Origin of the sequence: Glycomyces salinus (genome assembly GCF_016428645.1) — a bacterium.
GTDB lineage: Bacteria > Actinomycetota > Actinomycetes > Mycobacteriales > Micromonosporaceae > Glycomyces > Glycomyces salinus.
Genome location: NZ_JAELXW010000097.1, coordinates 1 through 20,322 on the forward strand (window position 1 = coordinate 1; position 20,322 = coordinate 20,322).

The window sequence follows — 20,322 nt, forward strand, 5'->3', positions numbered from 1 at the left end:
CACCACGTAATCAACCCTCTATCACAGCCGGGGCGATTCAGCCCTGCGCGGCTGCCTGACGGGCCCTAGCGCGGCCGAAACGAATCCGCCGGGCGGGCCAGGGTGTGTTCAAGTTCCCGAGGGTTCGGTTTAGATTGTGTCCGGTTGGGGTTGTTGCAGGATTGAGGGTTCCGGTTTCGGCCGTGACCGCTGATCCTCATTGGCATGCATGAGGAGAATCGCCGCTACTGTCCGGATGAGCTGTGGGAGATCGCCGAACCCTTGGTCCCGCCGGTGCTACCCCGGCACCAAGGCGGCGGCCGGCGGCGCAAGGTCCCCGACCGGGCGGTGTTGGCCGCGATCATCTACCTCGACCGCACCGGCTGCGCCTGGCGCGATATCCCCAAAGCCTTCGGTGTAGCCCGATCCACCGGCCACGACCGCTTCGCCGCTTGGGCCCGCGCCGGGTTCTGGGACGCCCTGCTCGCCGCGATCTACAACCGACTCGGGACCTCCGAGGCCATCGACTGGTCGCGGGCGGTGATCGACTCGATCCACGTCCGCGCCAAACGCGGGGGCGACCACACCGGACCCAGCCCGGTCGACCGCGGCAAGCCCGGGACGAAAATCCACGCCACGACCGACCGGACCGGCCTGCCCCTCAGCGTCCAGATCAGCACCGGCAACGTCCACGACTAACGCCTGCTGGAGCTCGCCGTCGACAACATCCAGCCCATCAGGCAGCGTTTCGGCAGGCCTCGGCGCCGCCTGGACAAACTCCACGGCGACAAGGGCTACGACTACGATGACTGCCGCGCCGCGCTCCGTGAGCGAGGCGTCATCCCCCGCATCGCCCGCAAGGGCATCGAATCGTCACAGCGCCTGGGCCGATACCGGTGGGTCGTCGAGCGGACGTTCTCCTGGCTGACCGGCTTCCGCAGCTTGAGCCCTCGCTATGAACGCCACAGCCGGAACTACCTGGCCATGGTCACCCTCGCCGCCGCGCTGACCTGCTTCAGCCGACTCATGAAGGAAGCCAACAATCCCATACCGGACACGGTCTAAGTGGAACCGTGTCCCCTCCTTCTGCCGAGCACCGCACACATTAGCCGCGGGCCCGGTAGTGGATCGGGACTGAATCGGTAGCGATTCCCGGCAAGATATCGACCGTTCCACTTCGAAGGGAGTAACAAATGAGCACTGCATCAAGGGCTCTCGAGGTCAAAAGCACCGGTCGGCCGCGATCCGGAAGGCTCACGCGGGTCCTCGCAGCGGTGGTGATGGCGACAACGGTCAGTCTCACCCCGCTACTTGCGTCCCCGGCCTCGGCCGAGCCCGCACCCGAAGGAGAGGTCGGCATCTCGAACTACCAGGACTGCAGGTTGTACCTCAATCAGTTCTACCGGCTCAACCCGGCGCTGAACCACGGCTGCTGGGAAGGGGCGCAAGGCGGCATCGGCAGCACCATCACCTGCTGGAACATTCTCAGGAACGAAGGGGTCACCCAGTCCCGTGCGGAACGGGCCTGCTGGTGGGCGGCCTGGTGACGGCTGGCCTACCCGAATGACCGAACACGGCGACCAACGGGCCCCGGCGGACCACCGCCGGAGCCCGTCCCGGTCACGCGGCTATCGCCCGTCGGCCGAGCCGCCGTGGTGGACGGCTCGACCGACTGATTCTGGGTGGGGCAAGGTCTAATGAAGGTAGGGGCCGTCGTCGCCGATCTGGCCGGGGGCGGGAGTGGCGGCCGCGTCGAGGACGTAATCGGCGAGGTTCCCCTTGAACTCGAAAAACCCTGGCCGTGAGCCGCCAGGGTTGCTCGATCAAATGGGGCAGTGTCTCCGTCTGGAATCGGGAACTTGTTCTGTCTCCTCTCCGACACGATCATGGCGGTACGGGCGCGAGTATCGAACCAGACTCCCCTGTACACCTTTTCCACAAAGAGGTGAAGTCCAATGTGGCGACTCGACAAGCTCCTCATGCGGGCTGTGACCGCGGCATTGGCCGCGGGGATGCTCGTCATCGCCGTCGCAGAGCCCACTGAGGCAGAGCCGGTCGCCCATGCCTCGAGCACTCCAGGCCCCTGCGACGACGGGCAGTGGGGTGGAACGGGAGAGCACTTGACGTTCGTGCCGGTCAACGACAGCGTGCCCACCGAGTTCTGCACTCTCGCGCCCGGCCACGAGGGCCCGGGCGTAGCCGCTGTGCAGAACATGCTGATCCACTGCTACGGCCAGGACATCGAACGCAACGGCATCTGGGACGAGGCGACCACGGTCGCGCTCGAGAACGCCCAGCACTGGGAGCGGGTCGTCAACGGCAAGGCGATCCGCGATGACGGCCAGTTCACCGGCGAAAGCCGCTTCGCCCTCGAATGGCCCATCTACGGCTACGACGACATCGACCTGGACGCGCCGCTGGGGCATTGCAGGCTGGTCTCTCTGACCTACCTGCTGCCTGAACTCGACACGTCGGCCCCGCACAACTCCTCGCCCGATGCCCTCACTGACACACCGGACACGCCGCAAACCGTTCAAGCGTCGGCAGCCGGCGCGGACTGCGACCACGCCGTCTGGCGCTTCGGTCCCTGGCCCCACGACGAAGCGTTCACGCCGATGAACACCGAGGTCCCCACTGAGTTCTGCGTGCTCGACCTCGGCGACCAAGGTTGGGGCGTGGTCGCTGTGCAGAACATGCTGATCCACTGCTACGGGCAGGACATCGAACTCGATGGTGTCTTCGACCAGGCGACAGCTACCGCACTCCAGACAGCCCAGTACTGGGAACGGCAGGTGAGCGGGAAAGCCGTACGCGTCGACGGCATCTACAGCACCGAGAGTCGCTTCGCGCTGTTGTGGCCGGCATACGACGAAGACAACGAAGGACTCGACGACCCAGCTGAGTGCCTCCCTGTCGAACACGCTATCCCGTCCAGGGACTTCCCGACCCGATAAAGCGGGATACAGCCCACGGCATTCACCGGCTGTGGGTCGGTCGAACTCAACTCCCGGCTCAAGGTGCCGGTGCCCACCCTCCGATCGGCGGATGTGGACTCCTCACCTGACTCGCCAGGCTGAGCGCTTCTCAGTGCTCGTTCGGGTTTCTCTCTGATCGCGCGGGTGGTCTTGGCGATGTTGGTCGCTCCGGCGGCCTTGAGGACACCAATGGCGAGATTGCGGAGGGCGGCCATGGCGCGGGGCGCTGATCCGTGGTGGATGGTGGAGGCGTCCTCGCCGAAGGTCCGGTCGCGGATGTGATGGCTCGAATTCCCGATCGACCAGTGTCCTCGCAGGTAGTCGGCAAGTTCGGCGGAACTAGTCTGGTGCGCATCGAGGTTGGCGACCGCATAGACCGTTTCCCGGGTATCGGCATTCCCGCTCTCTTTGCGGCGGCGGTGAACCCGGAGGGCGAGCTTGGCCTTCGGGAAGGTCAGACCGCCGAGGTTGGCGGCGACGGCCATGGTCTTGCTCGAGCGCGATTCGGGAACTTCAACAAGCCCTGCACCCATTCGCGAACGAGACCGAGACATGCGAGCTCGGACCGCTGCCGCTGCACATCTGAGCCTTCCAAGTTCAGCTACGAACCCTTTTATCGGCGAGAACTCGCGCCGAACCACCCGAGCGGGGAGCCGGTTCACCCGCGACGGTGGCTACAAGGGACTCCTGTGCGTCCAGGCTGGAGTCATCGGAAACCCCGATCATCGGCCGCGCTTCCGGTGGTGGCCAATGAACCAATCATCGAAAGGATCGGCATGACAACCCGACAACCTTCCAGGACATGGGCCCTGAGAGCCATGTGCGCCGCGATCGCCGCATTCGCGACCGTCGCCGTATCCGTGGCCGGAGCGCAACCGGCCTCCGCGGAGGATTCCGCGAGCGACGGCAGCGTGCAGGCGCAGATCAACGACATCCTCGCGCGGACGACCGGCGGCACGCAGATCAACGAGAATCAGATCGCTTGGGACGACGGAACGGTCGTCGTCACCGTCACGGCAGGTGACGAGGCCGCTGGTGGCAGTTCTTCTGGGGCGGTCTCGGCACAGGCCCCCGATTGCGACTACCAGTGGACATGCCTGTATGAGCATGTCGATTTCAATAACTACAAGCGCGGTCTGACAGCGGCCTTCTACGCCTGCGACTTCTTCTACCTGGCCGACTACGGGCTCCAGGACATGGCCTCCTCCTGGCACAACAATCAGTCCGGAGGCGCCGTGTCGACCGTCTACGACTGGACCGGCGACGGCTGGGTAGTGCTTTGGAGGAGCCCTCCTGGATCCGATGCCTGGGTCGGGTCCTCTGTCAACGACCGCGCTGACGGCATCTGGGCATGCTGAGCGGGAAGCGTGCGGTCGGCGTCGCGGATGAGCGCTGACCGCATCGGCAGGACGGGCTGATCGTCGAAGCCCTCCAAAACTGAACGCATCGAGAACAATGAAGGGCTTCCGGTCGATCTGGGAGCCCTGATCTCCGACAGGGTCGACACTCGGATTCCTCTCCGGTGACCATGGCGATGACTTCGCGCCGCGGCGCGCGAGCGGAAGAGAACGACACGTGAGCCTCCTTTTCCGCTGCAGACACTGCCTGTGCGGTGGACACCAGTACCTCTAGCGGGCCACCGACGTTGCATACTGTGAGATGGCTCTGGGCTCCACCTGGCGGCCTCTAGCTAACTCTGGGCGGCAGGGCTTGATCAAGTTTCGCGTTCGTGTGGAGGGTCTGTCTGGGATGGGTTGGGGCGCATAGCAGAGCAGGCACGGGATTCGTGATCATTGTGGTGTCTAAGCCAGTTGATCATGAAGGTGTCCCGTGCCTGCCGATGTATCCTCTCCGATCCCTGCCGTGCTCGCGAACCTGGGTCCCCTTGATCGAGGTCAAGTCGCCGACTTGCGCCCTTACCTCGACGCCGTGCCCGATCCGCGGTCGCGGCGCGGCCGGTGGTACTCCCTGACCGCGATCTTGCTGGTCTGCGCGTGCGCGACGGTCTCGGGCGCGAAGAGCATCGACGAGCTCGCCGAATGGGGTGAACGTGCCGGGCTCGAACTGCTGGAGGCACTCGGCATCCGTCGCCACCTGCTGCGCTGGCGCCGCTCGCCCTCGCGGGCGACGATCGGCCGGGTCCTCGAACGCGTCGACGGCGACGCGCTTGATGCCGCGATCGGCGCCTACCTGGCCGATCGCCACCGCGCCGCCACCGGCGACGAGGAGGAGGACGAGGACGGGGCGACCACGTGCAGGCGGTCTCTCCGTGCGATCGCGTTGGACGGCAAGGCATTGAAAGGCTCGGCTCGGCTCGACCAGCAACGCCGCCACCTGCTCTCGGTCGTCACCCAGGGCATCGCCTGCACCCTCGCACAAGTCGAGGTCGGAGCGAAAACAGGCGAGACCCGGCACTTCCGGCCGCTGCTGGCGCCCTTGGACCTGACCGACACCGTGGTCACCTTCGATGCCCTCCACTCGGTCAAGGCCAACATCACCTGGCTCGTGGAGAAGAAGGCGCACTACATCGCCGTGATCAAGTCGAACCACCCGCTTGCCTTCGCCCAGGTCAGCGCCCTGCCCTGGGACGCCATCGGCGTGCAGCACACGACGTCGGAGACCGGGCACGGGCGACGGGAATCGCGCTCGATCAAGACCATGGCCGTGGCCGACAACCTCGGCGGGATCGCCTTCCCCCACGCCAAACTGGCCATCCGCCTCCACCGCCGCCGCCAGGAAACGGGGAAGAGGGAGACCCGCCGCACTGACTACGCCGTCACCAGCCTCGACGCCCACCAGGCCGACCCCGAAGTCTTCGCCGCGTTCATCCGCGGCGAGTGGGGGATCGAGAACTCCTCGCACCACATCCGGGACGTCACCTTCGGCGAGGACGCCTCGACCGTCTACTCCGGGACCGCACCCCGCGCCATGGCCGCTTTCAGAAACCTCGGCATCGGCGCCCTCAAGATCCTCGGCGCCGTCAACATCGCCAAGACCACCAGGGCAATCGGAGAAGACCCCGCACGAGCCCTCCCGATCCTGGGCATCAACCACCAACCGAACTCTTCGGGAACTTGATCAAGCCCTGCGGGCGGGCAAGCCTGACTGGTTCGAGCCTTCGCTTCGGCAAACGGACTGTCCGCTGAAACGAAGGCTCGAAGCCCACCGGCACTATTTGAACAGCCCGGCTACGACACCGACCGCTGAGACGACCAGGCCGCAGGTCGCCACCTGTTGTGAGGTGCCAGTGAACCAGCCTCGGAACGCGCTCTGGAATCGTTCAAGACCGACCAGCGCCCTGAACCGCTGCCACTTGTGCTGCCGGATCTTGCATCCGCCCATCAGCCCGGAGGTGTTGTTCCTGCAGTAGCCTTCTCCTCGGTTCTTCGCTCCGCACCAGGTCGGTGCGGCCAGCAGCATTCACAGCGCGCTCAGGGTGAACGCCCCTGTCACTGCGAGCGGACCGACATCTCGGGCAAAGAACAGGACCACCGCTCCGAGCAGGAGAAGGTAGCCCCAGTACTTGTAGAAAGGTGATTTCTTACGAACCATAGCTACGGAAAGTAATGAATCAGACCGTTCTCGTGAACCTGCCTGTCAAGTCCCCGACAGTTTGACGCGTTCTGGTTGGTACGCCGATCGCTGACACAGCTCATGGTGCGGCTGTGCTGGTGCTCAACAGTGCCGCTGCGATGTCCGCCAACGATCCGCGCCCGCGGATGTGCCAGTAGAGGGTGCCCCGGACCTGTTGGCTCTCAGAGCCGGTGGCTTGCCTCCAGATCTCCTTGAAAAGCCCGGTGGGCGTGTAGAGCTGGCCGTCGTAAGCCCACTTGAGGGCTCTTCCCTTCCCTCCGGCTCAAGTCGCGAGGTTCCGAAGCGAGTCGGCCTTCAACCATGCATCGAGTGCTGCATGCTCAGCAGGCTTCTGTAGGCGTAGTTCAAGCGTCTCGCCGATCGGGATCGCCTTGTAGTCGTGGATGAGCTCGGTGGCCTTCGGCTGCTTGGACTTCGACGCATTCGGTGATTTCGTCGGTGTCGGTGCCGCGCCCTGGGGATCTTGGCGCGGGAACGAAGCGTTGGGAATCGCATTGATCATGATTTGGCGGATCTCTTCTTCGGGTCGCCGGAGAACCTGGGAGGCTATGGCGGCGTACTGGTCCAGTGAAGTTCCGGGAGTCGTGCTGCTCATGGCCCGATTGAAACCGAACCTGCTCTTATAGCGGAGCCGACGCGCTGAGGACGTATCGAATCTCAGACGTTCGTTCACTTGTGCTGACCGAACGTAGGAACTCAAATGTCAAACCATGCCACCAGGTTCAGGAACAGGCATCGACATAAAAGAGCGGCCCGGACCACGAGGTCCGGGCCGTCTCCGATGTCTCAACACATCAGCAGGGGTGACAGGACTTGAACCTGCAACCTACGGTTTTGGAGACCGTTGCGCTGCCAATTGCGCCACACCCCTTTGGCCTGGCTGGCCGGGGACTATCTTACGTGTCGCGGTCTGGCAGGTGCAACCGGGTTCCGGGTGGTGGGTTGGTTGGTCAGGATGCTGGGATCACTGAGCCGTCGGTCCAGGTCTGCTCGATGAAGTCGGTCACCTCGGTGGATCGGAGGAGGTCGGCCAGGGTTTGGACGTCGTCGTTGTCGGCGTTCTCGGCGGTGGTGACGAGGTAGTTGGCGTACGGGTTGTCTTCGGCGGACTCGCTGAAGAGGGAGTCCTCGGCCGGGCTGAGGTCGGCTTCCAGGGCGTAGTTGCCGTTGATGACGGCGGCGTCCACGTCGGCCAGGGAGCGGGTCAGCTGGGCGGCTTCGAGGGGGACGAACTCGAGGTTCTTCGGGTTCTCGGCCACGTCGTCCTCGGTCGCCAGAGTCGCGTCGGCGTCGTCGGCGAGGGTGATCAGGCCGGCGTCGGCCAGGAGGGCCAGGGCGCGGCCGCCGTTGGAGCCGTCACCGGGGATGGCGATCTGGGCGCCGTCGGGGATCTCCTCGAGCGAGGCGGCCGACTCGGAGTAGAGCCCGAGCGGCTCGATGTGGACCGGGGCGACTGTGACCAGGTCGGTGCCGTTGGCCTCGTTGTACTCCTCGAGGTAGGGCTGAGTCTGGAAGAAGTTCGCCTCGACCGAGCCGTCGGCGGTCGCCACGTTCGGCGTCACGTAGTCGTTGACGACTTCGATCTCGATTTCGAGGCCGGCGTCGTCGGCGAGATTGTCGGTGATGAAGTTCAGGATGTCGGCGTGGGGGACCTCGGTGGCGGCGATGGTGATCGTTCCGTCGGCCTCGGCCGCTTCGTCGGAGTCGGAGCCGCAGGCGGTCAGGGCCAGGGCGGTGGCGGTCGCTACGGATGCGCCCACGAGGGCACGGCGAATGGACATAGTCGTCTCCTTGGGAAATGGTTGATGCGGAAATTGCTAACGGCGGTCCAGGGTTCGGGCGCCCCGGTCGCCGAGGATTTGGAAGAGCTGGACGAGCACGACCAGGAGCACCAGTGGCCAGATCATGTACTCGGTCTCGAAGCGCTGGTAGCCGTACCGGTAGGCCAGGTCGCCCAGGCCGCCGCCCCCGACGATCCCGGCCATCGCCGAGTACGAGACGACGGCGACGAGCGTGACTGTGAAGCCGCGGATCAGGCCGGGCGTGGCTTCGGGCAGGACGACCCGCCAGACCAGGGCCGGGGTCGAGGCGCCCATCGAGCGGGCCGCCTCGATCAGGCCCGGGTTGACCTCGAGCAGCGAGGACTCGACCAGCCGGGCGTAGAACGGGATCGCGGCGACCGCCAGCGGCACGATCGCCGCCTCGGTGCCGATGGTCGTTCCGGTGATCGCCCTGGTCAGCGGCACGATCGCGACCATGAGGATCACGAATGGTGCACTGCGGCCGATGTTGACGGCCAGGCCCAGCGGCGCATTCACCGCCGCGAACGGCCTCGGACCGGTCTTCGAGGTGACGTAGAGGACGATGCCGATCAGCAGGCCGCCCAGCACCGTCCATGCTCCGGCGACACCCACGATGTGCAGGGTCTCCACGCCTGCTTCGACGAGGCGGTCGGTCAACGAGGTGTTCATCGCACGACCTCCTCGCCGAGCAGGCGGGCGGCCAGGCGGCGGGCCGAGGAGCCCAGGCGCGAGCCCGGGTCGGCCAGCAGTTCGGGCACGGGCCCCGTCTCGACGAACCGGCCGGACTCCATCACCGCCGCGCGGTGGCAGATGCGCGTGATGACCTCGAGTTCGTGGGTGATCAGGAGGATCGTCAGGCCCAGGTCGCGGTTGAGCTCGGCCAGCAGGTCGAGGATCTCGTCGGTGGTGTCGGTGTCGAGCGCGCTGGTTGCCTCGTCGGAGAGCAGCACCGACGGTTCGGAGGCGAGGGCCCGCGCGATCGCCAGGCGTTGGCGCTGCCCTCCCGAGAGCTGCCCGGGATAGGACTTCGCCTTATCGGCCAGGCCGACCAGGTCGAGCAGTTCCAGGGATCGCTCGCGCCTGCGCTCGCGAGGGGCGCCGGCGATGCGCAGTGGCAGGGCCACGTTCGAGGCGGCGTTGCGGTTGGACAGCAGGTTGAAGTGCTGGAAGATCATCGCCGACCTCGCGCGGGCGGCCCGCAGCTCACGGCCGCGCAGGGCGGTCAGCTCGGCGCCGTCGACGTTCACCGTGCCCTCGTCGGGCCTGGTGAGGAGGTTGACGGTGCGCAGGAGCGTCGACTTGCCGGCCCCGGAGCGGCCCAGGATGCCGAAGATCTCTCCGGGCGCCACCTCGAGGTCGACGCCGTCGAGCGCAGTGACGTCGCCGAAGCGTCTGGACACGCCGGACAGGCGAATGGCTGGTTCGGGCATGGTGAGTTCGCGTCGCTTTCGCTGAGGCTTATGCCGCTTCGGGGCGCGGCGGTTCGGGGGCCCTCAGCGGACGCACATTCGGCAGCACGAGGCGGCGGCGCGGAGCGCGCCGTGGCCGGGAATCGTGTGCTGCCTGTTCACAGTTGGCAAGTGAAACAGGTGAACGGCGCGTGGCCAAGCATCTGTGATCAACAACAAAACGATTCCTGAGATAGGGTCTGGCCATGACAGTTGCGACGATTCCCGCCCCGGCGTTCGCGATCGAGACCTTCCGCCTCGGCAACGGGTTGCGGGTCGTCCTCGCTCCGGACCCGGGCGCGCCGGTGGTAGGCGTGGCCGTGGTCTACGACGTCGGCATGCGCAGCGAGCCCGAGGGCCGCACCGGTTTCGCCCACTTGTTCGAGCACATGATGTTCCAGGGCTCGCACAATGTGGGCAAGGCCGAGCACATGCGGCACGTCCAGTCGGCGGGCGGGACGTTCAACGGCTCGACCCACATCGACTACACCGACTACTTCAACCTGCTCCCGTCCAACGGTCTGGAGCTGGCGCTGTTCCTGGAGTCGGACCGGATGCGGGGCCCGGCGATCACCGAGGAGAACCTGGAGAATCAGGTCAGCGTCGTCAAAGAGGAGATCCGGGTCAACGTCCTCAACCGCCCCTACGGCGGCTTCCCGTGGCTCAAACTCCCGCCGGTCATGTTCGACACCTTCCCCAATGCGCACGACGGCTACGGCTCCTTCGGGGATCTCGAGGCAGCCACGGTCGACGACGCGCAGGCGTTCTTCGACGCCTACTACGCGGCCTCGAACGCCGTGCTCTCGGTCTCCGGGGACTTCGACCTCGACACCGCCCGGGGCCTGGTGGAACGCCACTTCGGTGATGTCCAGGAGCGTCCGGCGCCGGTGCATCCGTCCTTCGAGGAGCCCGACCTGACCGCCGAGCGACGCGAATCCTACGTGGATGATCGGGCGACGCTCCCGGCCGTCGCCGCCGCGTGGCGCGTCCCCGACCCGGTCGCCGACCTCGAAGGGTTCCTGCCGTACGTGGTCCTAGGCGAGCTGCTCACCGACGGCGACGCCTCCCGCCTGGTCGACCGCCTGGTCCACCGCGACCGTTCGGCCATGGCCGTGGCCGCCCACGCCACCTTCATGGCCGAGCCCTTCGCCTCCCGCGGCCCCACCGTCCTGCTCATCCAGGCATTCCTGTCTCCGGGCGGCAGCGTCGACACGGTCCTGGACACCGTCCGCGATGAACTCGAACTCATCGCCGGCGGCGTCGACGAAGTCGAGCTGTCCCGCGTCAAGGCCCGCGTCGCCGCCCAGCTCCTGCGCGGCGACGACTCGGTCATGGGGCGCTCGCGGCGCCTGGCCACCGCCGAGGTCTTCCACGGAGACGCGGGACTGGCCACCCGCTTCGCGGCTCTGCTCGGCGAAGTGAGCGCCGAGGCCGTCTCGCGGGCGGCCGCGGCCATGACCGAGCAGCGCCGCGCCGTCATCGAAGTCGTCCCGGGAGGCAACCAGTGAGCGAGAACGTGACCAAGACCGTCCCCGGCCTGGCGCCGGAAGTGCCGCTGAGCCTGCCCGAGCCGGTCGTGCGGACCCTCCCGAACGGCCTCGAGGTCACGCTCGTGCGCCGCGAAGGCGTCCCGCTGGCGGAGGTGCGGCTGTCGGTCCCGGCCGCCCACGCCGACCGGGCCGTCGCGGACATGGCCGCGGCCGCGCTGTTCTCAGGCACCGAGGAGGCGACGCTGACCGAGATCGCCCAGCGCCTGCAGGGCGTGGGCGGGAGCCTGAACTCGGGCGCCGACCCCGACCGGATAGCGATATCCGGCAACTGCCTAACCTCCGGACTGCCCGAACTGCTCGCGGTGCTCGGCGAGGTCGTCACCGCCGCCGAATACCCCGACGGGCCCTACGAGACCGAACGCTCCCGCATGATCGACGCCATCTCCGTGGCCGAGAACCAGCCGGAGTTCCAGGTCTCGCGCGCCCTCGACGCCCGCCTGTGGGGCGACCACCCCTACGGCCATCAGCAGCCGACGGCCGCCGAGATCGCCGAGGTCGGACGCGAGGCCGTCCACAGCCTCCACCGCTCCCTGCTGCACCCGAACGGGGCCCGCCTGGTCGTCGTCGGCGACATCGACCCGGAGCAGGCCGCCGCCGACATCGAGAAGGCGCTCGTAGCCTGGAACGGCGCCGGCGACCCCCGCCGCATGGAGCCCCTGCCCGCGCTCCGCCCCGGGCCGGTCGTCCTTGCCGACCGGCCCGGCTCGGTCCAGTCGGCCATCCGCGTCGCCTACCCGGCCGTCGAGCGCACCCACCCCGACAACGCCGCCCAGCACCTGGCCAACCTGATCTACGGCGGCTACTTCACCTCGCGGCTGGTGATGAACCTGCGCGAGACCAAGGGCTACGGCTACTCGCCGAGGTCCCGAGTGGACCACTCGCCGGCCGGCTCGGTGCAGCTGGCCAGTGTCGACGTCGCCACCGAGGTGACCGCCCCGGCGCTGGCCGAGGTCATCGACGAGCTGCGCGGCATGGCCGAGCGCCCGCCGGGGGAGGAGGAGCTGGACCTGGCCCGCCGCTACGCGCTCGGTTCGGTCAAGCTCGCCACCGCCACCCAGGCGGGGATCGCCAACTACACCTCGGCGCTGGCCGCCTGCGGTCTGCCCCTGTCGTGGCTGGCCGAGCACTCCGAGCGCCTGCGCCAGGTCACGGTCGCCGACGTCAAGCGCGTCGCCGCCGAGCGCATGAACCCCGAGGGTGCGGTCACAGTGATCCTCGCCGACGGCGGCCAGGTCACCGAGTCGCTGTCCGAGTCGGCCGAGATCGAGGTGCAATGACCCACACCCGTCGCCCCACCCGCCGGCATCGCAGGCGATGCCTCTCCCCACACCGGAGCGGCTTCGCCACGCTGACCATGTACACCCGTCGCCCCCCCCGCCGGCATCGCAGGCGATGCCTCTCCCCACACCGGAGCGGCTTCGCCACGCTGACCATGTACACCCGTCGCCCCACCCGCCGGCATCGCAGGCGATGCCTCTCCCCAAACCGGAGCGGCTTCGCCACGCTGACCATGTACACCCGTCGCCCCACCCGCCGGCATCGCAGGCGATGCCTCTCCCCACACCGGAGCGGCTTCGCCACGCTGACCATGTACACCCGTCGCCCCCCCCGCCGGCATCGCAGGCGATGCCTCTCCCCACACCGGAGCGGCTTCGCCACGCTGACCATGTACACCCGTCGCCCCACCCGCCGGCATCGCAGGCGATGCCTCTCCCCAAACCGGAGTAAACGCTGATGCAAACTCCGCCTTTGGCGATCGAAGCACTGGACCGCTGCGACGTGCACCGTGGCGATCAGGACTGGATCGACGAAGCCTGGCAGCGGGCGAGAATCGTCGTCTGCGATCCCGAGACCGAGCGGATCGACGCTGACGAGGACGGTCTGCACTACTTCGACGCCGATTCCGCGCCCGAGGGCGAGAGGATCTACCTCGGCGGCGAGGATCCGCCGGTGTTCGCCGTCTGGGCCCCGGTCCCCGACGGCCTGCATGCCCGCTGGATCGGCGGAGACTGGGATCGGCGCGACCTGGGCATCGCCGTTGAGGCCATCGCCGTCATGAACTGGCGGCAGACCTACCGGTACCACCCGACGACCGGCGAGGAGCTGACGGCCGGAAAGGCCGGCTGGGAGCTGACCGCCGACGAGGGCCGCCCGATCTTCCCGCGCACCGACCCGGCCGTGATCGTCCTCATCGACGACGGCGCCGACCGGGTGCTGCTCGCCCAGCATGTCCGCTACGGCGGACCGAGTAGATCCGCCTCTTCGAAAGCTTCAACGCGGAGGGGCCGCTATGCGTGCATCGCTGGCTTCGTCGAGCCCGGCGAATCGGCCGAGGCCGCCGTCCATCGCGAGGTCGCCGAGGAGACCGGCATCAAGCTCGACTCGCTCCGGTACGTGTCCAGTCAGCCGTGGCCGTATCCGCGGTCGCTCATGCTCGCCTACCGGGCCAGCGCCGACTCGGGTCAACAGCTGCGGCTCCAAGCGGACGAGATCAGCGATGCCCGCTGGTTCACCCGCGAGGAGGTCCGCCGGATGTGGGTCGAGACCGCCGACAGCACACCGCGGGCGGTGCGGATCTCGATCGCCCGCTTCCTGATCGAGCAGTGGCTGGACGGCTCCTAGACTCCGGCCTCGGCCAGTTCGCCGCCCGCGACGCGGCGCCGGGCCACCGCCCGCTGGGCCGTGGCGATCCCGGCGATGACGACCAGGCCGCCGATGATCTGCGGGATGGTCAGTGCCTCGCCGAGCAGGGCCCAAGCGGCCAGCGCCGCCACCACGACCTCGGCGTACCCGAGCGCCCCGGCCACCGGGGCCGACAGGAACCGCAGGGACGTCAGCCCCAGCACGTAGGCGACGGCGGTCGAGGCGATCAGCGCGATCAAGCTGACCAGGCTCGTGGTCTCGATGCCGCGCATCACGACCGGCGAGGCCAGTGAGCCCCAGTCCATGGCCCACGGCGCGGCCAGCGGGATCAGCGCGAGCGTGCCGACCGAGAAGCCGACCGCCAGCAGCAGCCGCACGTCGACCCTGGCCGTCAGACGTTCGCCGCCGAGGAAGTAGGTGGCCTGGCAGGCCGCGGCCGCCGAACCGGCGACCAGGCCGATCGCGTCCAGCCGCAGTCCCGACCAGACCTCGACGACGATGCACAGTCCGGCGATGCTCAGCAGCGCGCCGACGACGGCCGGGCGAGGCAGCGGGTTGCGCCGTACGAACTTGATCCAGGCGACGACCACGATGGGGCCCATGAACTCCAGCAGCAGCGCGATGCCGACCGGGAGCCGTTCGACGGCGATGAAGTAGAAGGCCTGGACTCCGGCGATGGCGGTGAGCCCGAACATCGCGAGCGCACCCCACGGGGGCCGCGATCCTTCGCGGCGGATCCGCAGGAGCGGTCCGATCGCCGCGACCACGGCGATGAGGCCGACCCCGGCGACGCGCAGCCAGGTCACCTGGACGGGGGTGAGCCCGGACTGGATGATGACCTTGCCGAACGAGCCGCAGACGCCGAAGAAGAACGAGGCCAGCAGGATCAGCGTGACGCCGAGGGCGGCGCGGGGGGAGGACATCGGGCGGCTCCAACCAATCGGGCGGCGGGGCGCGCCGGTGCGGAGCCGTGAGGGATGGCGCCCGAGGGATAGGAAAAGGCCCGGGACGGATCCATCCCGGGCCTGAATGCTTGGCTGCCACCCCTCGAAGCAGCCAAGCAAGCTTGACGACTCAACTATAGAGCATGTTACCGGCTCTGTGTCCTAAACGTGACCATAGTCTCGGCATGTGGCACACGTCAAGCAGAAAGCTTCTCCTTCACCTGCGCGAGCGAGGGATTGGTCAGCGCCGTGTCGTCCTCGAATCGCACGGTGGGCACGGTCTGGTTGCCGCCGTTGACGCCCATGACCCATGCCGCCGCCTCGGGGTCGTCCTCGATGTTGACCTCCTTGTAGAGGATCCCCTCGGCGTCGAGGGAGATCTTCAGCCGACGGCAGTATCCGCACCAGGTGGTGCTGTACATGGTGATCACGGTTGCCTCCTAGTCATCCACTGGCTCCAACGCGATCGGTGCCCGCAATCATTCCCGCCGGACGCATCGGCGTCAGTACGGTCCGATGCACAGAGCGCTCCCGCGGAGGCGCGGGCCGGTCGGTCGTGTCGGCGGAATCTGCCACACTGGCACGGTGACTTCGCGCGACGGTGACATCGACGAACTTCTCTCAGGACTCGACCCCGAGCAGCGCGAGGCGGTGACCGCCGATCCAGGGCCGGTGTGCATCCTGGCCGGCGCCGGGACCGGCAAGACCCGCGCGGTGACCCACCGGATCGCCTGGCGGGTGCTGCGCGGCGACCTGCGCGGCCAGCACGTCACCGCCGTGACCTTCACCGCCCGCGCCGCGGGGGAGATGCGCGACCGGCTCCGGGGCCTGGGCGTCCACGGCGTCAACGCCAGGACCTTCCACTCGGCGGCGCTGCGCCAACTGCGCTACTTCGGCGCCCGCCGCTTCGGCGGGCAGCTTCCCGAACTGGTCGACTCGACGGTCAAGTTCGTCGGGATCGCCGCCGCGCGCGCCGGGCTCGGCACCTCCCGGGCCAAGAACTTCGACCTGGCCACCGAGATCGAATGGGCCGCCTCCTCGCTGATCGGGCCCGACGACTACGTGGACACCATTGCCCGCCTCGGCCGCGAGGCCCCGTCCGACCCGGCCGACGTCGCCAAGGTCTACGCCGCCTACATCGAGGGGAAGCGGCGGGCCGGGGTCATGGACTTCGCCGACGCCCTCTCCCTCACCGCCGACATGATCTCCGAGGACGAGAGCGTCGCCGACCGCATCCGGAGCCAGTACCGGTTCTTCGTCGTCGACGAGTACCAGGACGTCACCCCGCTCCAGCAGCGCCTGCTGGACTCCTGGCTCGGCGACCGGGACGATGTGACGGTCGTCGGCGACGCCAGCCAGACCATCTACTCCTTCACCGGCGCCACCTCCGACTACCTGCTCGACTTCACCCGGCGCTACCCGCACGCCGCGCTGGTGCGGCTGGTCCGCGACTACCGGTCCACTCCGCAGGTGGTCGGCCTGGCCAACCGGATCATCGCCGCCTCCTCGGGGCGCGAGGCCGCCATGCGCCTGGAACTGGTCGGCCAGCAGCCGGCCGGCCCCGAGGTCTTCGCCGAGACCTTCAAGGACGAGGCGGAGGAGGCCGACATGGTCGCCCGGCGCTGCGCGCAGCTGATCGCCGACGGCACCAGCCCGTCCCAGATCGCCGTGCTCTACCGCACCAACGCCCAGTCCCAGGCGTACGAGGAGGCCATGGCCTCGTACGGCGTGCCGACCGTGATCACCGGAGCGGCCCGCTTCTTCGACCGGCCCGAGGTCCGCCAGGCGGTGGTGGCGCTCCGGTCTGCGGTCAAGACCGAGATCGGAGCCATGCCGCTGGCCGAGGCGGTCCCGGCCGCCCTGGACGCGATCGGCTGGCGGCCCGGCGCCGCGCCCGCGGGGGGCGCCCAGCGCGAGCAGTACGAGGCCGTCGCCGCCCTCGTCGGCCTGGCCGATCAGTTCGCGGAGCAGCGCGGAGCGAACCGTGAGCAAGGTGCGGAGCAGCGCGGAGCGAACGGTGAGCAAGGTTCCGACTTCGGCCTGGAGGAGTTCTGCGCCGAGCTGGGCCGCCGTGCCTCCGAGCAGCACGCGCCCGCCGTCGAGGGAGTGACCCTGGCGAGCCTGCACGCGGCCAAGGGCCTGGAGTGGGATGCGGTGTTCCTGGTCGGCCTGGCCGACGGCACGCTGCCGACCACCTTCGCCCGCACCGACAGGGCCCGCGAGGAGGAGCGGAGGCTGCTGTACGTGGGCATCACCCGCGCACGCCGCCACCTCCAGGTCTCGTACGGGCTCGCGCGCAACCCCGGCGGCCGCGAGCGCAGGCTGTGCCGCTTCCTGGCGCCGTTGGGCCTGGGCGGGTTCCCGAGCGAACCGGAGCCGAAGCGAGCCGCGAAGCGGTCCAAGCCCGACCGGCGGGCCAAGGTCCTCGACTGCTCCGGCTGCGGGAAGCCCCTGACGGAGGCCCGCGACCGCAAGCTGGGGCATTGCCCCGACTGTCCGGCGACTATGGACGAAGAGTTGTTCGAGCGACTGCGCGAGTGGCGCTTGGCGGTGGCGAAGGATGGGGGCAAGCCGGCCTTCACCGTGTTCACGGATGTGACCTTGATCGCGATCGCGGAGCGCTGTCCGGCATCCGACACCGAACTGGCGGCCCTGCACGGCATTGGAAAGTCCAAACTAGATAAGTATGGGCCAGCGGTGTTGTCCCTGGTCAACGGCTCTACCCCTGAAGAGGCTCTCGCGATCACCGCCGAGGCCGACTGAGACGGTGCGGCGGCGGCAAAAATTTTCTTCAGCGAGTCCCGGAAAAAGGCGTTGCGTTTCGTCGGAGGGCAGGCGTAGCGTTGCGATTGCCGGGGTGAGGTCTGTGCCTCAAGGGCCCGGCGAGGATGGAGAACGACCAAATGGCTTCCACGGATTAGGAGAGGAGGAACGGAAGATGATGCTGACTACTGATCACTTTGACAACCGGGGCGTCACCACGCGGCCGGTTGTCAGCGTGTATTGCCAGCTCCTGCCCGTTTCTGCCGAAGTCCGTGGGGCCACTGTGCCCGCCGCCGGCATTGCCGCAGCGGGCCTCGGTATCCGCAGCAACACCACCGATATGGGCGCCGTCGCGTTCGTTGAGGGCACTTGGCGCGAGTCTGCCGGCGGTCTGAAGACCACCACCACCCTCGCGCCGGGCGCCGGAATCAACCGGAAGCGCCACGGCGTCACCCGTGGGAGACCACCTCGAGAACATCTGAAGGGCTTACCAAGCCCGCTCGGACCTCTCGAGGCCGCGACTCCCGCAAACGGGAATCGCGGCCTTTGTTATTTGGCATCGGCCGGGTCGCGAAGCCCGACAACCAGGAACAGAACGAGAACTAGACGGATTGCGAAGGCAATTGAGTCCTCAATCAACCCGGATGCGACAAGCCGACAAGCCGATCGAGCAACGAGAGGAGACCGAGTTCATGACCGACACCCTCATCGGACCTGAGCTCCGCGAGCAGGCCTTCGAGGTCGGAAGCGACCTGCCCTGCCGCGAGTACGACGCCGACCTGTGGTTCTCGGAGTCACCCACCGAGCTGGAGTTCGCCAAGTCCCTTTGCACCGACTGCCCGGTGCGCATCGACTGCCTGGCCGGGGCGCTCGAGCGCCACGAGCCCTGGGGCGTCTGGGGCGGCGAGATCTTCGAGAAGGGCAACGTCGTGGCCCGCAAGCGGCCGCGCGGACGGCCCCGCAAGGACGCCGCCGAACTCGAGCGGAGCGCGGAGGCCGAGCTGGAGCGCCGCACTGCCGAACTGGCCTTGGCCGGGGTGAAGGTGTCATGACCGTCGACTACCTGAGCCGCCACCTCAAGCGTGACGTCGGTGTCCAAGACCTCGAACTCCCGACCGCGGAGGCCGAGGAGAGTCGGCCGGTAAGCCCGACGAACCTGATGTTCGGACGCGTAGGACGCCTCCGGATGCGGAGTCTATGGAAGGAAGCCGGGCATTCGAGGCTTTGACCGGAAGCCTGAATGCGTTGGCAGAAGGGGCCCATCCCGAACGGGATGGGCCCCTTCTTCGTCGCTCAGGACTCGCTGGGATCGGCGAAGCCCGGCAGCCACTCCTCCAGGATGTCCCGCCAGCGGGCCCGCGCCCCCAGTTGGCACAGCACCCCGATCGAGCCCATCGTCACCCGGTGGATCAGCAGGTACGACGGCGGGAAGCTGAGCTGCTTGTTGAGCTTGGCGGCCTCCGAGCCCTGCGCGGTCAGCCGCGTGCTCTCCTTGCGCAGCCACTCCCGGGAGAACTGGAACTCGTCCGCCCCCAGCGGTTCGAGCATCGGTAGCAGGAAGTCCAGCATCGCCGGGGCGTCGATCTCCAGGCCCGGCGGGACGAAGCCCTCGTGCCGCAGCCCCTCGACGACCTCCTCGGCCTTGCCCTCGAGGGTCAGCTTGGTCAGGCGTCCGACCGGGAGCGGCATCCCGTCCGGCAGGCGCGCGGCCGCCCCGAAGTCGTAGACGACCAGCCGTCCGTCCTCACTGAGCGCGAAGTTCCCCGGGTGCGGGTCGGCGTGCAGCAGCCCGGCCCGCGCGGGCGCCGAGAAGTGGAGCGTGGCCAGCAGCAGCCCGGCGCGGTCGCGAGTCTCAGGGGTGCCCTCGGCGATGATCTTCGCGATCGGGGTGCCCTCGACCCACTCGGTGACCAGCACCTCGGGCCCGGCGTGCACCACCTCGGGCACGAGGATCTGCGGGTCGCCGCGGTAGGCGTCGGCGAACTGCCGCTGAGTGGACGCCTCCAGCTCGTAGTCCAGCTCCTCGAGCAGCCGCTCGCGCAACTCCACAGTGAGCTTCTTGACGTCGAAGTTCGGCTGGAGCACCTTGAACAGCGGCGCCATCCTGGCCAGTTGCCGCAGGTCCGAGCGGAGGGCGTCGCCGGCGCCGGGGTACTGGATCTTGACGGCCACCTCGCGGCCGTCGCTCCACACCGCCCGGTGGACCTGGCCGATGCTCGCCGCTGCGGCGGGTTGGTCGTCGAAGCTCGAGAACCGGTCGCGCCAGTCCTCGCCCAGTTGGCGCTCCATCACGCCGTGGACGCTGGAGGCGGGCAGGGGAGGGGCGGAGTTCTGGAGCTTGGTCAGCGCCTGCCGGTAGGGCGAGGCCAGGTGCTCGGGGAGCGCGGCCTCGAAGATCGACAGGGCCTGGCCCAGTTTCATCGCCCCGCCCTTGAGCTGGCCGAGTACGCTGAAGAGGTGTTCGGCGGTGCGCTTCTGCGCCTGCTCGCCGAGGATCTCGTCGGCCAGACCGGTGACGCGCTTGCCCAGCCCCACGGTGGCCCGCCCGGCCAGCCCCAGAGGCAGCGAGGCGAGCTTCATTCCCCGCGACAGGGCGCGCCGCGGGAGGTCGTCGCCCGAATGGG

At 68.1% G+C, this 20,322-nt stretch carries 17 protein-coding genes, 1 tRNA gene and 2 pseudogenes; 11 read left to right on the top strand and 9 right to left on the bottom strand.

Features of this window, described 5'->3' with window-relative positions:
* Positions 1-204 precede the first annotated feature (204 nt).
* The 5 genes and pseudogenes from JFB92_RS20485 (at position 205) to JFB92_RS20505 (ending at position 6,032) form a co-directional block, all read left to right on the top strand.
* Positions 205-1,044, top strand: a pseudogene (locus JFB92_RS20485) (IS5 family transposase).
* Positions 1,045-1,172: 128 nt separating this feature from the next.
* A complete protein-coding gene (locus JFB92_RS20490) occupies positions 1,173-1,526 on the top strand; it encodes a hypothetical protein (protein ID WP_199043054.1) in 354 nt (117 codons plus the stop codon).
* A 408-nt stretch (positions 1,527-1,934) separates the two neighbouring features.
* Positions 1,935-2,933 (top strand): hypothetical protein, encoded by a 999-nt coding sequence (locus tag JFB92_RS20495; RefSeq protein WP_199043056.1) that lies wholly within the window; start codon positions 1,935-1,937, stop codon positions 2,931-2,933.
* A 797-nt stretch (positions 2,934-3,730) separates the two neighbouring features.
* The gene (locus tag JFB92_RS20500) at positions 3,731-4,312 is read left to right on the top strand and encodes a hypothetical protein (RefSeq protein WP_199043058.1); all 582 of its coding nucleotides are present in this window, start codon (positions 3,731-3,733) and stop codon (positions 4,310-4,312) included.
* A 550-nt stretch (positions 4,313-4,862) separates the two neighbouring features.
* Positions 4,863-6,032, top strand: a complete 1,170-nt coding sequence (locus tag JFB92_RS20505) for an ISAs1 family transposase (RefSeq protein ID WP_199043059.1) — start codon at positions 4,863-4,865, stop codon at positions 6,030-6,032.
* A 93-nt stretch (positions 6,033-6,125) separates the two neighbouring features.
* Here the strand turns inward: JFB92_RS20505 and JFB92_RS20510 are convergent, their stop codons facing one another.
* The 6 genes and pseudogenes from JFB92_RS20510 to JFB92_RS20535 all read right to left on the bottom strand — a co-directional run.
* Positions 6,126-6,374, bottom strand: a complete 249-nt coding sequence (locus tag JFB92_RS20510) for a hypothetical protein (protein WP_199043061.1) — start codon at positions 6,372-6,374, stop codon at positions 6,126-6,128.
* 436 nt (positions 6,375-6,810) lie between these two features.
* The gene (locus tag JFB92_RS20515) at positions 6,811-7,143 is read right to left on the bottom strand and encodes a hypothetical protein (RefSeq protein WP_199043062.1); all 333 of its coding nucleotides are present in this window, start codon (positions 7,141-7,143) and stop codon (positions 6,811-6,813) included.
* A 203-nt stretch (positions 7,144-7,346) separates the two neighbouring features.
* Positions 7,347-7,419: transfer RNA gene (locus JFB92_RS20520), tRNA-Trp, on the bottom strand.
* 79 nt (positions 7,420-7,498) lie between these two features.
* Positions 7,499-8,329, bottom strand: coding sequence for a MetQ/NlpA family ABC transporter substrate-binding protein (locus tag JFB92_RS20525; RefSeq protein WP_199043063.1), 831 nt, complete (start codon positions 8,327-8,329; stop codon positions 7,499-7,501).
* Between the two features lie 36 nt (positions 8,330-8,365).
* Positions 8,366-9,019 (bottom strand): methionine ABC transporter permease, encoded by a 654-nt coding sequence (locus JFB92_RS20530; RefSeq protein WP_199043064.1) that lies wholly within the window; start codon positions 9,017-9,019, stop codon positions 8,366-8,368.
* Positions 9,020-9,063: 44 nt separating this feature from the next.
* Positions 9,064-9,780: pseudogene (locus JFB92_RS20535) on the bottom strand (methionine ABC transporter ATP-binding protein); the annotation flags it as partial.
* A gap of 224 nt (positions 9,781-10,004) precedes the next feature.
* Between JFB92_RS20535 and JFB92_RS20540 the strand changes: the two are divergent.
* From JFB92_RS20540 to nudC, 3 genes are all read left to right on the top strand, one after another.
* On the top strand, positions 10,005-11,306 hold the full coding sequence (locus tag JFB92_RS20540) for a M16 family metallopeptidase (RefSeq protein WP_199043071.1): 1,302 nt from the start codon (positions 10,005-10,007) through the stop codon (positions 11,304-11,306).
* Complete coding sequence (locus JFB92_RS20545) at positions 11,303-12,625, top strand: M16 family metallopeptidase (RefSeq protein WP_307789234.1); 1,323 nt, start codon at positions 11,303-11,305, stop codon at positions 12,623-12,625. Before JFB92_RS20540 ends, JFB92_RS20545 begins: the two co-directional genes overlap by 4 nt.
* Before the next feature lie 472 nt (positions 12,626-13,097).
* Entirely contained in the window at positions 13,098-13,970 is an 873-nt protein-coding gene (gene nudC / locus JFB92_RS20550; protein ID WP_199043073.1) for an NAD(+) diphosphatase, read from the top strand.
* Here the strand turns inward: nudC and JFB92_RS20555 are convergent.
* Both JFB92_RS20555 and JFB92_RS20560 read right to left on the bottom strand, forming a co-directional pair.
* Positions 13,967-14,914: an EamA family transporter gene (locus JFB92_RS20555; protein ID WP_199043076.1), complete on the bottom strand. Its 948-nt coding sequence runs from the start codon at positions 14,912-14,914 to the stop codon at positions 13,967-13,969. The two genes, nudC and JFB92_RS20555, sit on opposite strands and share 4 nt — an antisense overlap.
* Before the next feature lie 218 nt (positions 14,915-15,132).
* A complete protein-coding gene (locus JFB92_RS20560) occupies positions 15,133-15,357 on the bottom strand; it encodes a mycoredoxin (protein ID WP_199043099.1) in 225 nt (74 codons plus the stop codon).
* A gap of 94 nt (positions 15,358-15,451) precedes the next feature.
* On the opposite strand from JFB92_RS20560, the gene JFB92_RS20565 reads away from it, so the two are divergent.
* The 3 genes from JFB92_RS20565 to JFB92_RS20575 all read left to right on the top strand — a co-directional run bounded on the left by JFB92_RS20565 (position 15,452) and on the right by JFB92_RS20575 (position 18,926).
* Entirely contained in the window at positions 15,452-17,698 is a 2,247-nt protein-coding gene (locus JFB92_RS20565; protein WP_199043077.1) for an ATP-dependent DNA helicase UvrD2, read from the top strand.
* Between the two features lie 692 nt (positions 17,699-18,390).
* Positions 18,391-18,750 carry a WhiB family transcriptional regulator gene (locus JFB92_RS20570; protein WP_199043078.1) on the top strand — a complete coding sequence of 120 codons (360 nt, stop codon included), beginning with the start codon at positions 18,391-18,393 and terminating at the stop codon, positions 18,748-18,750.
* The gene (locus JFB92_RS20575; protein WP_199043079.1) at positions 18,747-18,926 is read left to right on the top strand and encodes a hypothetical protein; all 180 of its coding nucleotides are present in this window, start codon (positions 18,747-18,749) and stop codon (positions 18,924-18,926) included. Before JFB92_RS20570 ends, JFB92_RS20575 begins: the two co-directional genes overlap by 4 nt.
* Positions 18,927-18,991: 65 nt before the next feature.
* On the opposite strand, the gene JFB92_RS20580 is transcribed toward JFB92_RS20575, so the two are convergent.
* A complete protein-coding gene (locus JFB92_RS20580) occupies positions 18,992-20,278 on the bottom strand; it encodes an ABC1 kinase family protein (RefSeq protein ID WP_233163579.1) in 1,287 nt (428 codons plus the stop codon).
* Between the last annotated feature and the right edge of the window lie 44 nt (positions 20,279-20,322).

What these genes read in the sequence shown, in the direction of transcription:
- JFB92_RS20490 (WP_199043054.1), top strand. Translation starts at nt 1,173, where the DNA reads ATGAGCACTGCATCAAGGGCTCTCGAGGTCAAAAGCACCGGTCGGCCG.
- JFB92_RS20495 (WP_199043056.1), top strand. Translation starts at nt 1,935, where the DNA reads ATGTGGCGACTCGACAAGCTCCTCATGCGGGCTGTGACCGCGGCATTG.
- JFB92_RS20500 (WP_199043058.1), top strand. Translation starts at nt 3,731, where the DNA reads ATGACAACCCGACAACCTTCCAGGACATGGGCCCTGAGAGCCATGTGC.
- JFB92_RS20510 (WP_199043061.1), bottom strand. Translation starts at nt 6,374, where the DNA reads ATGCTGCTGGCCGCACCGACCTGGTGCGGAGCGAAGAACCGAGGAGAA.
- JFB92_RS20515 (WP_199043062.1), bottom strand. Translation starts at nt 7,143, where the DNA reads ATGAGCAGCACGACTCCCGGAACTTCACTGGACCAGTACGCCGCCATA.
- JFB92_RS20525 (WP_199043063.1), bottom strand. Translation starts at nt 8,329, where the DNA reads ATGTCCATTCGCCGTGCCCTCGTGGGCGCATCCGTAGCGACCGCCACC.
- JFB92_RS20530 (WP_199043064.1), bottom strand. Translation starts at nt 9,019, where the DNA reads ATGAACACCTCGTTGACCGACCGCCTCGTCGAAGCAGGCGTGGAGACC.
- JFB92_RS20540 (WP_199043071.1), top strand. Translation starts at nt 10,005, where the DNA reads ATGACAGTTGCGACGATTCCCGCCCCGGCGTTCGCGATCGAGACCTTC.
- JFB92_RS20555 (WP_199043076.1), bottom strand. Translation starts at nt 14,914, where the DNA reads ATGTCCTCCCCCCGCGCCGCCCTCGGCGTCACGCTGATCCTGCTGGCC.
- JFB92_RS20560 (WP_199043099.1), bottom strand. Translation starts at nt 15,357, where the DNA reads ATGTACAGCACCACCTGGTGCGGATACTGCCGTCGGCTGAAGATCTCC.
- JFB92_RS20565 (WP_199043077.1), top strand. Translation starts at nt 15,452, where the DNA reads ATGCACAGAGCGCTCCCGCGGAGGCGCGGGCCGGTCGGTCGTGTCGGC.
- JFB92_RS20570 (WP_199043078.1), top strand. Translation starts at nt 18,391, where the DNA reads ATGACCGACACCCTCATCGGACCTGAGCTCCGCGAGCAGGCCTTCGAG.
- JFB92_RS20575 (WP_199043079.1), top strand. Translation starts at nt 18,747, where the DNA reads ATGACCGTCGACTACCTGAGCCGCCACCTCAAGCGTGACGTCGGTGTC.
- JFB92_RS20580 (WP_233163579.1), bottom strand. Translation starts at nt 20,278, where the DNA reads ATGAAGCTCGCCTCGCTGCCTCTGGGGCTGGCCGGGCGGGCCACCGTG.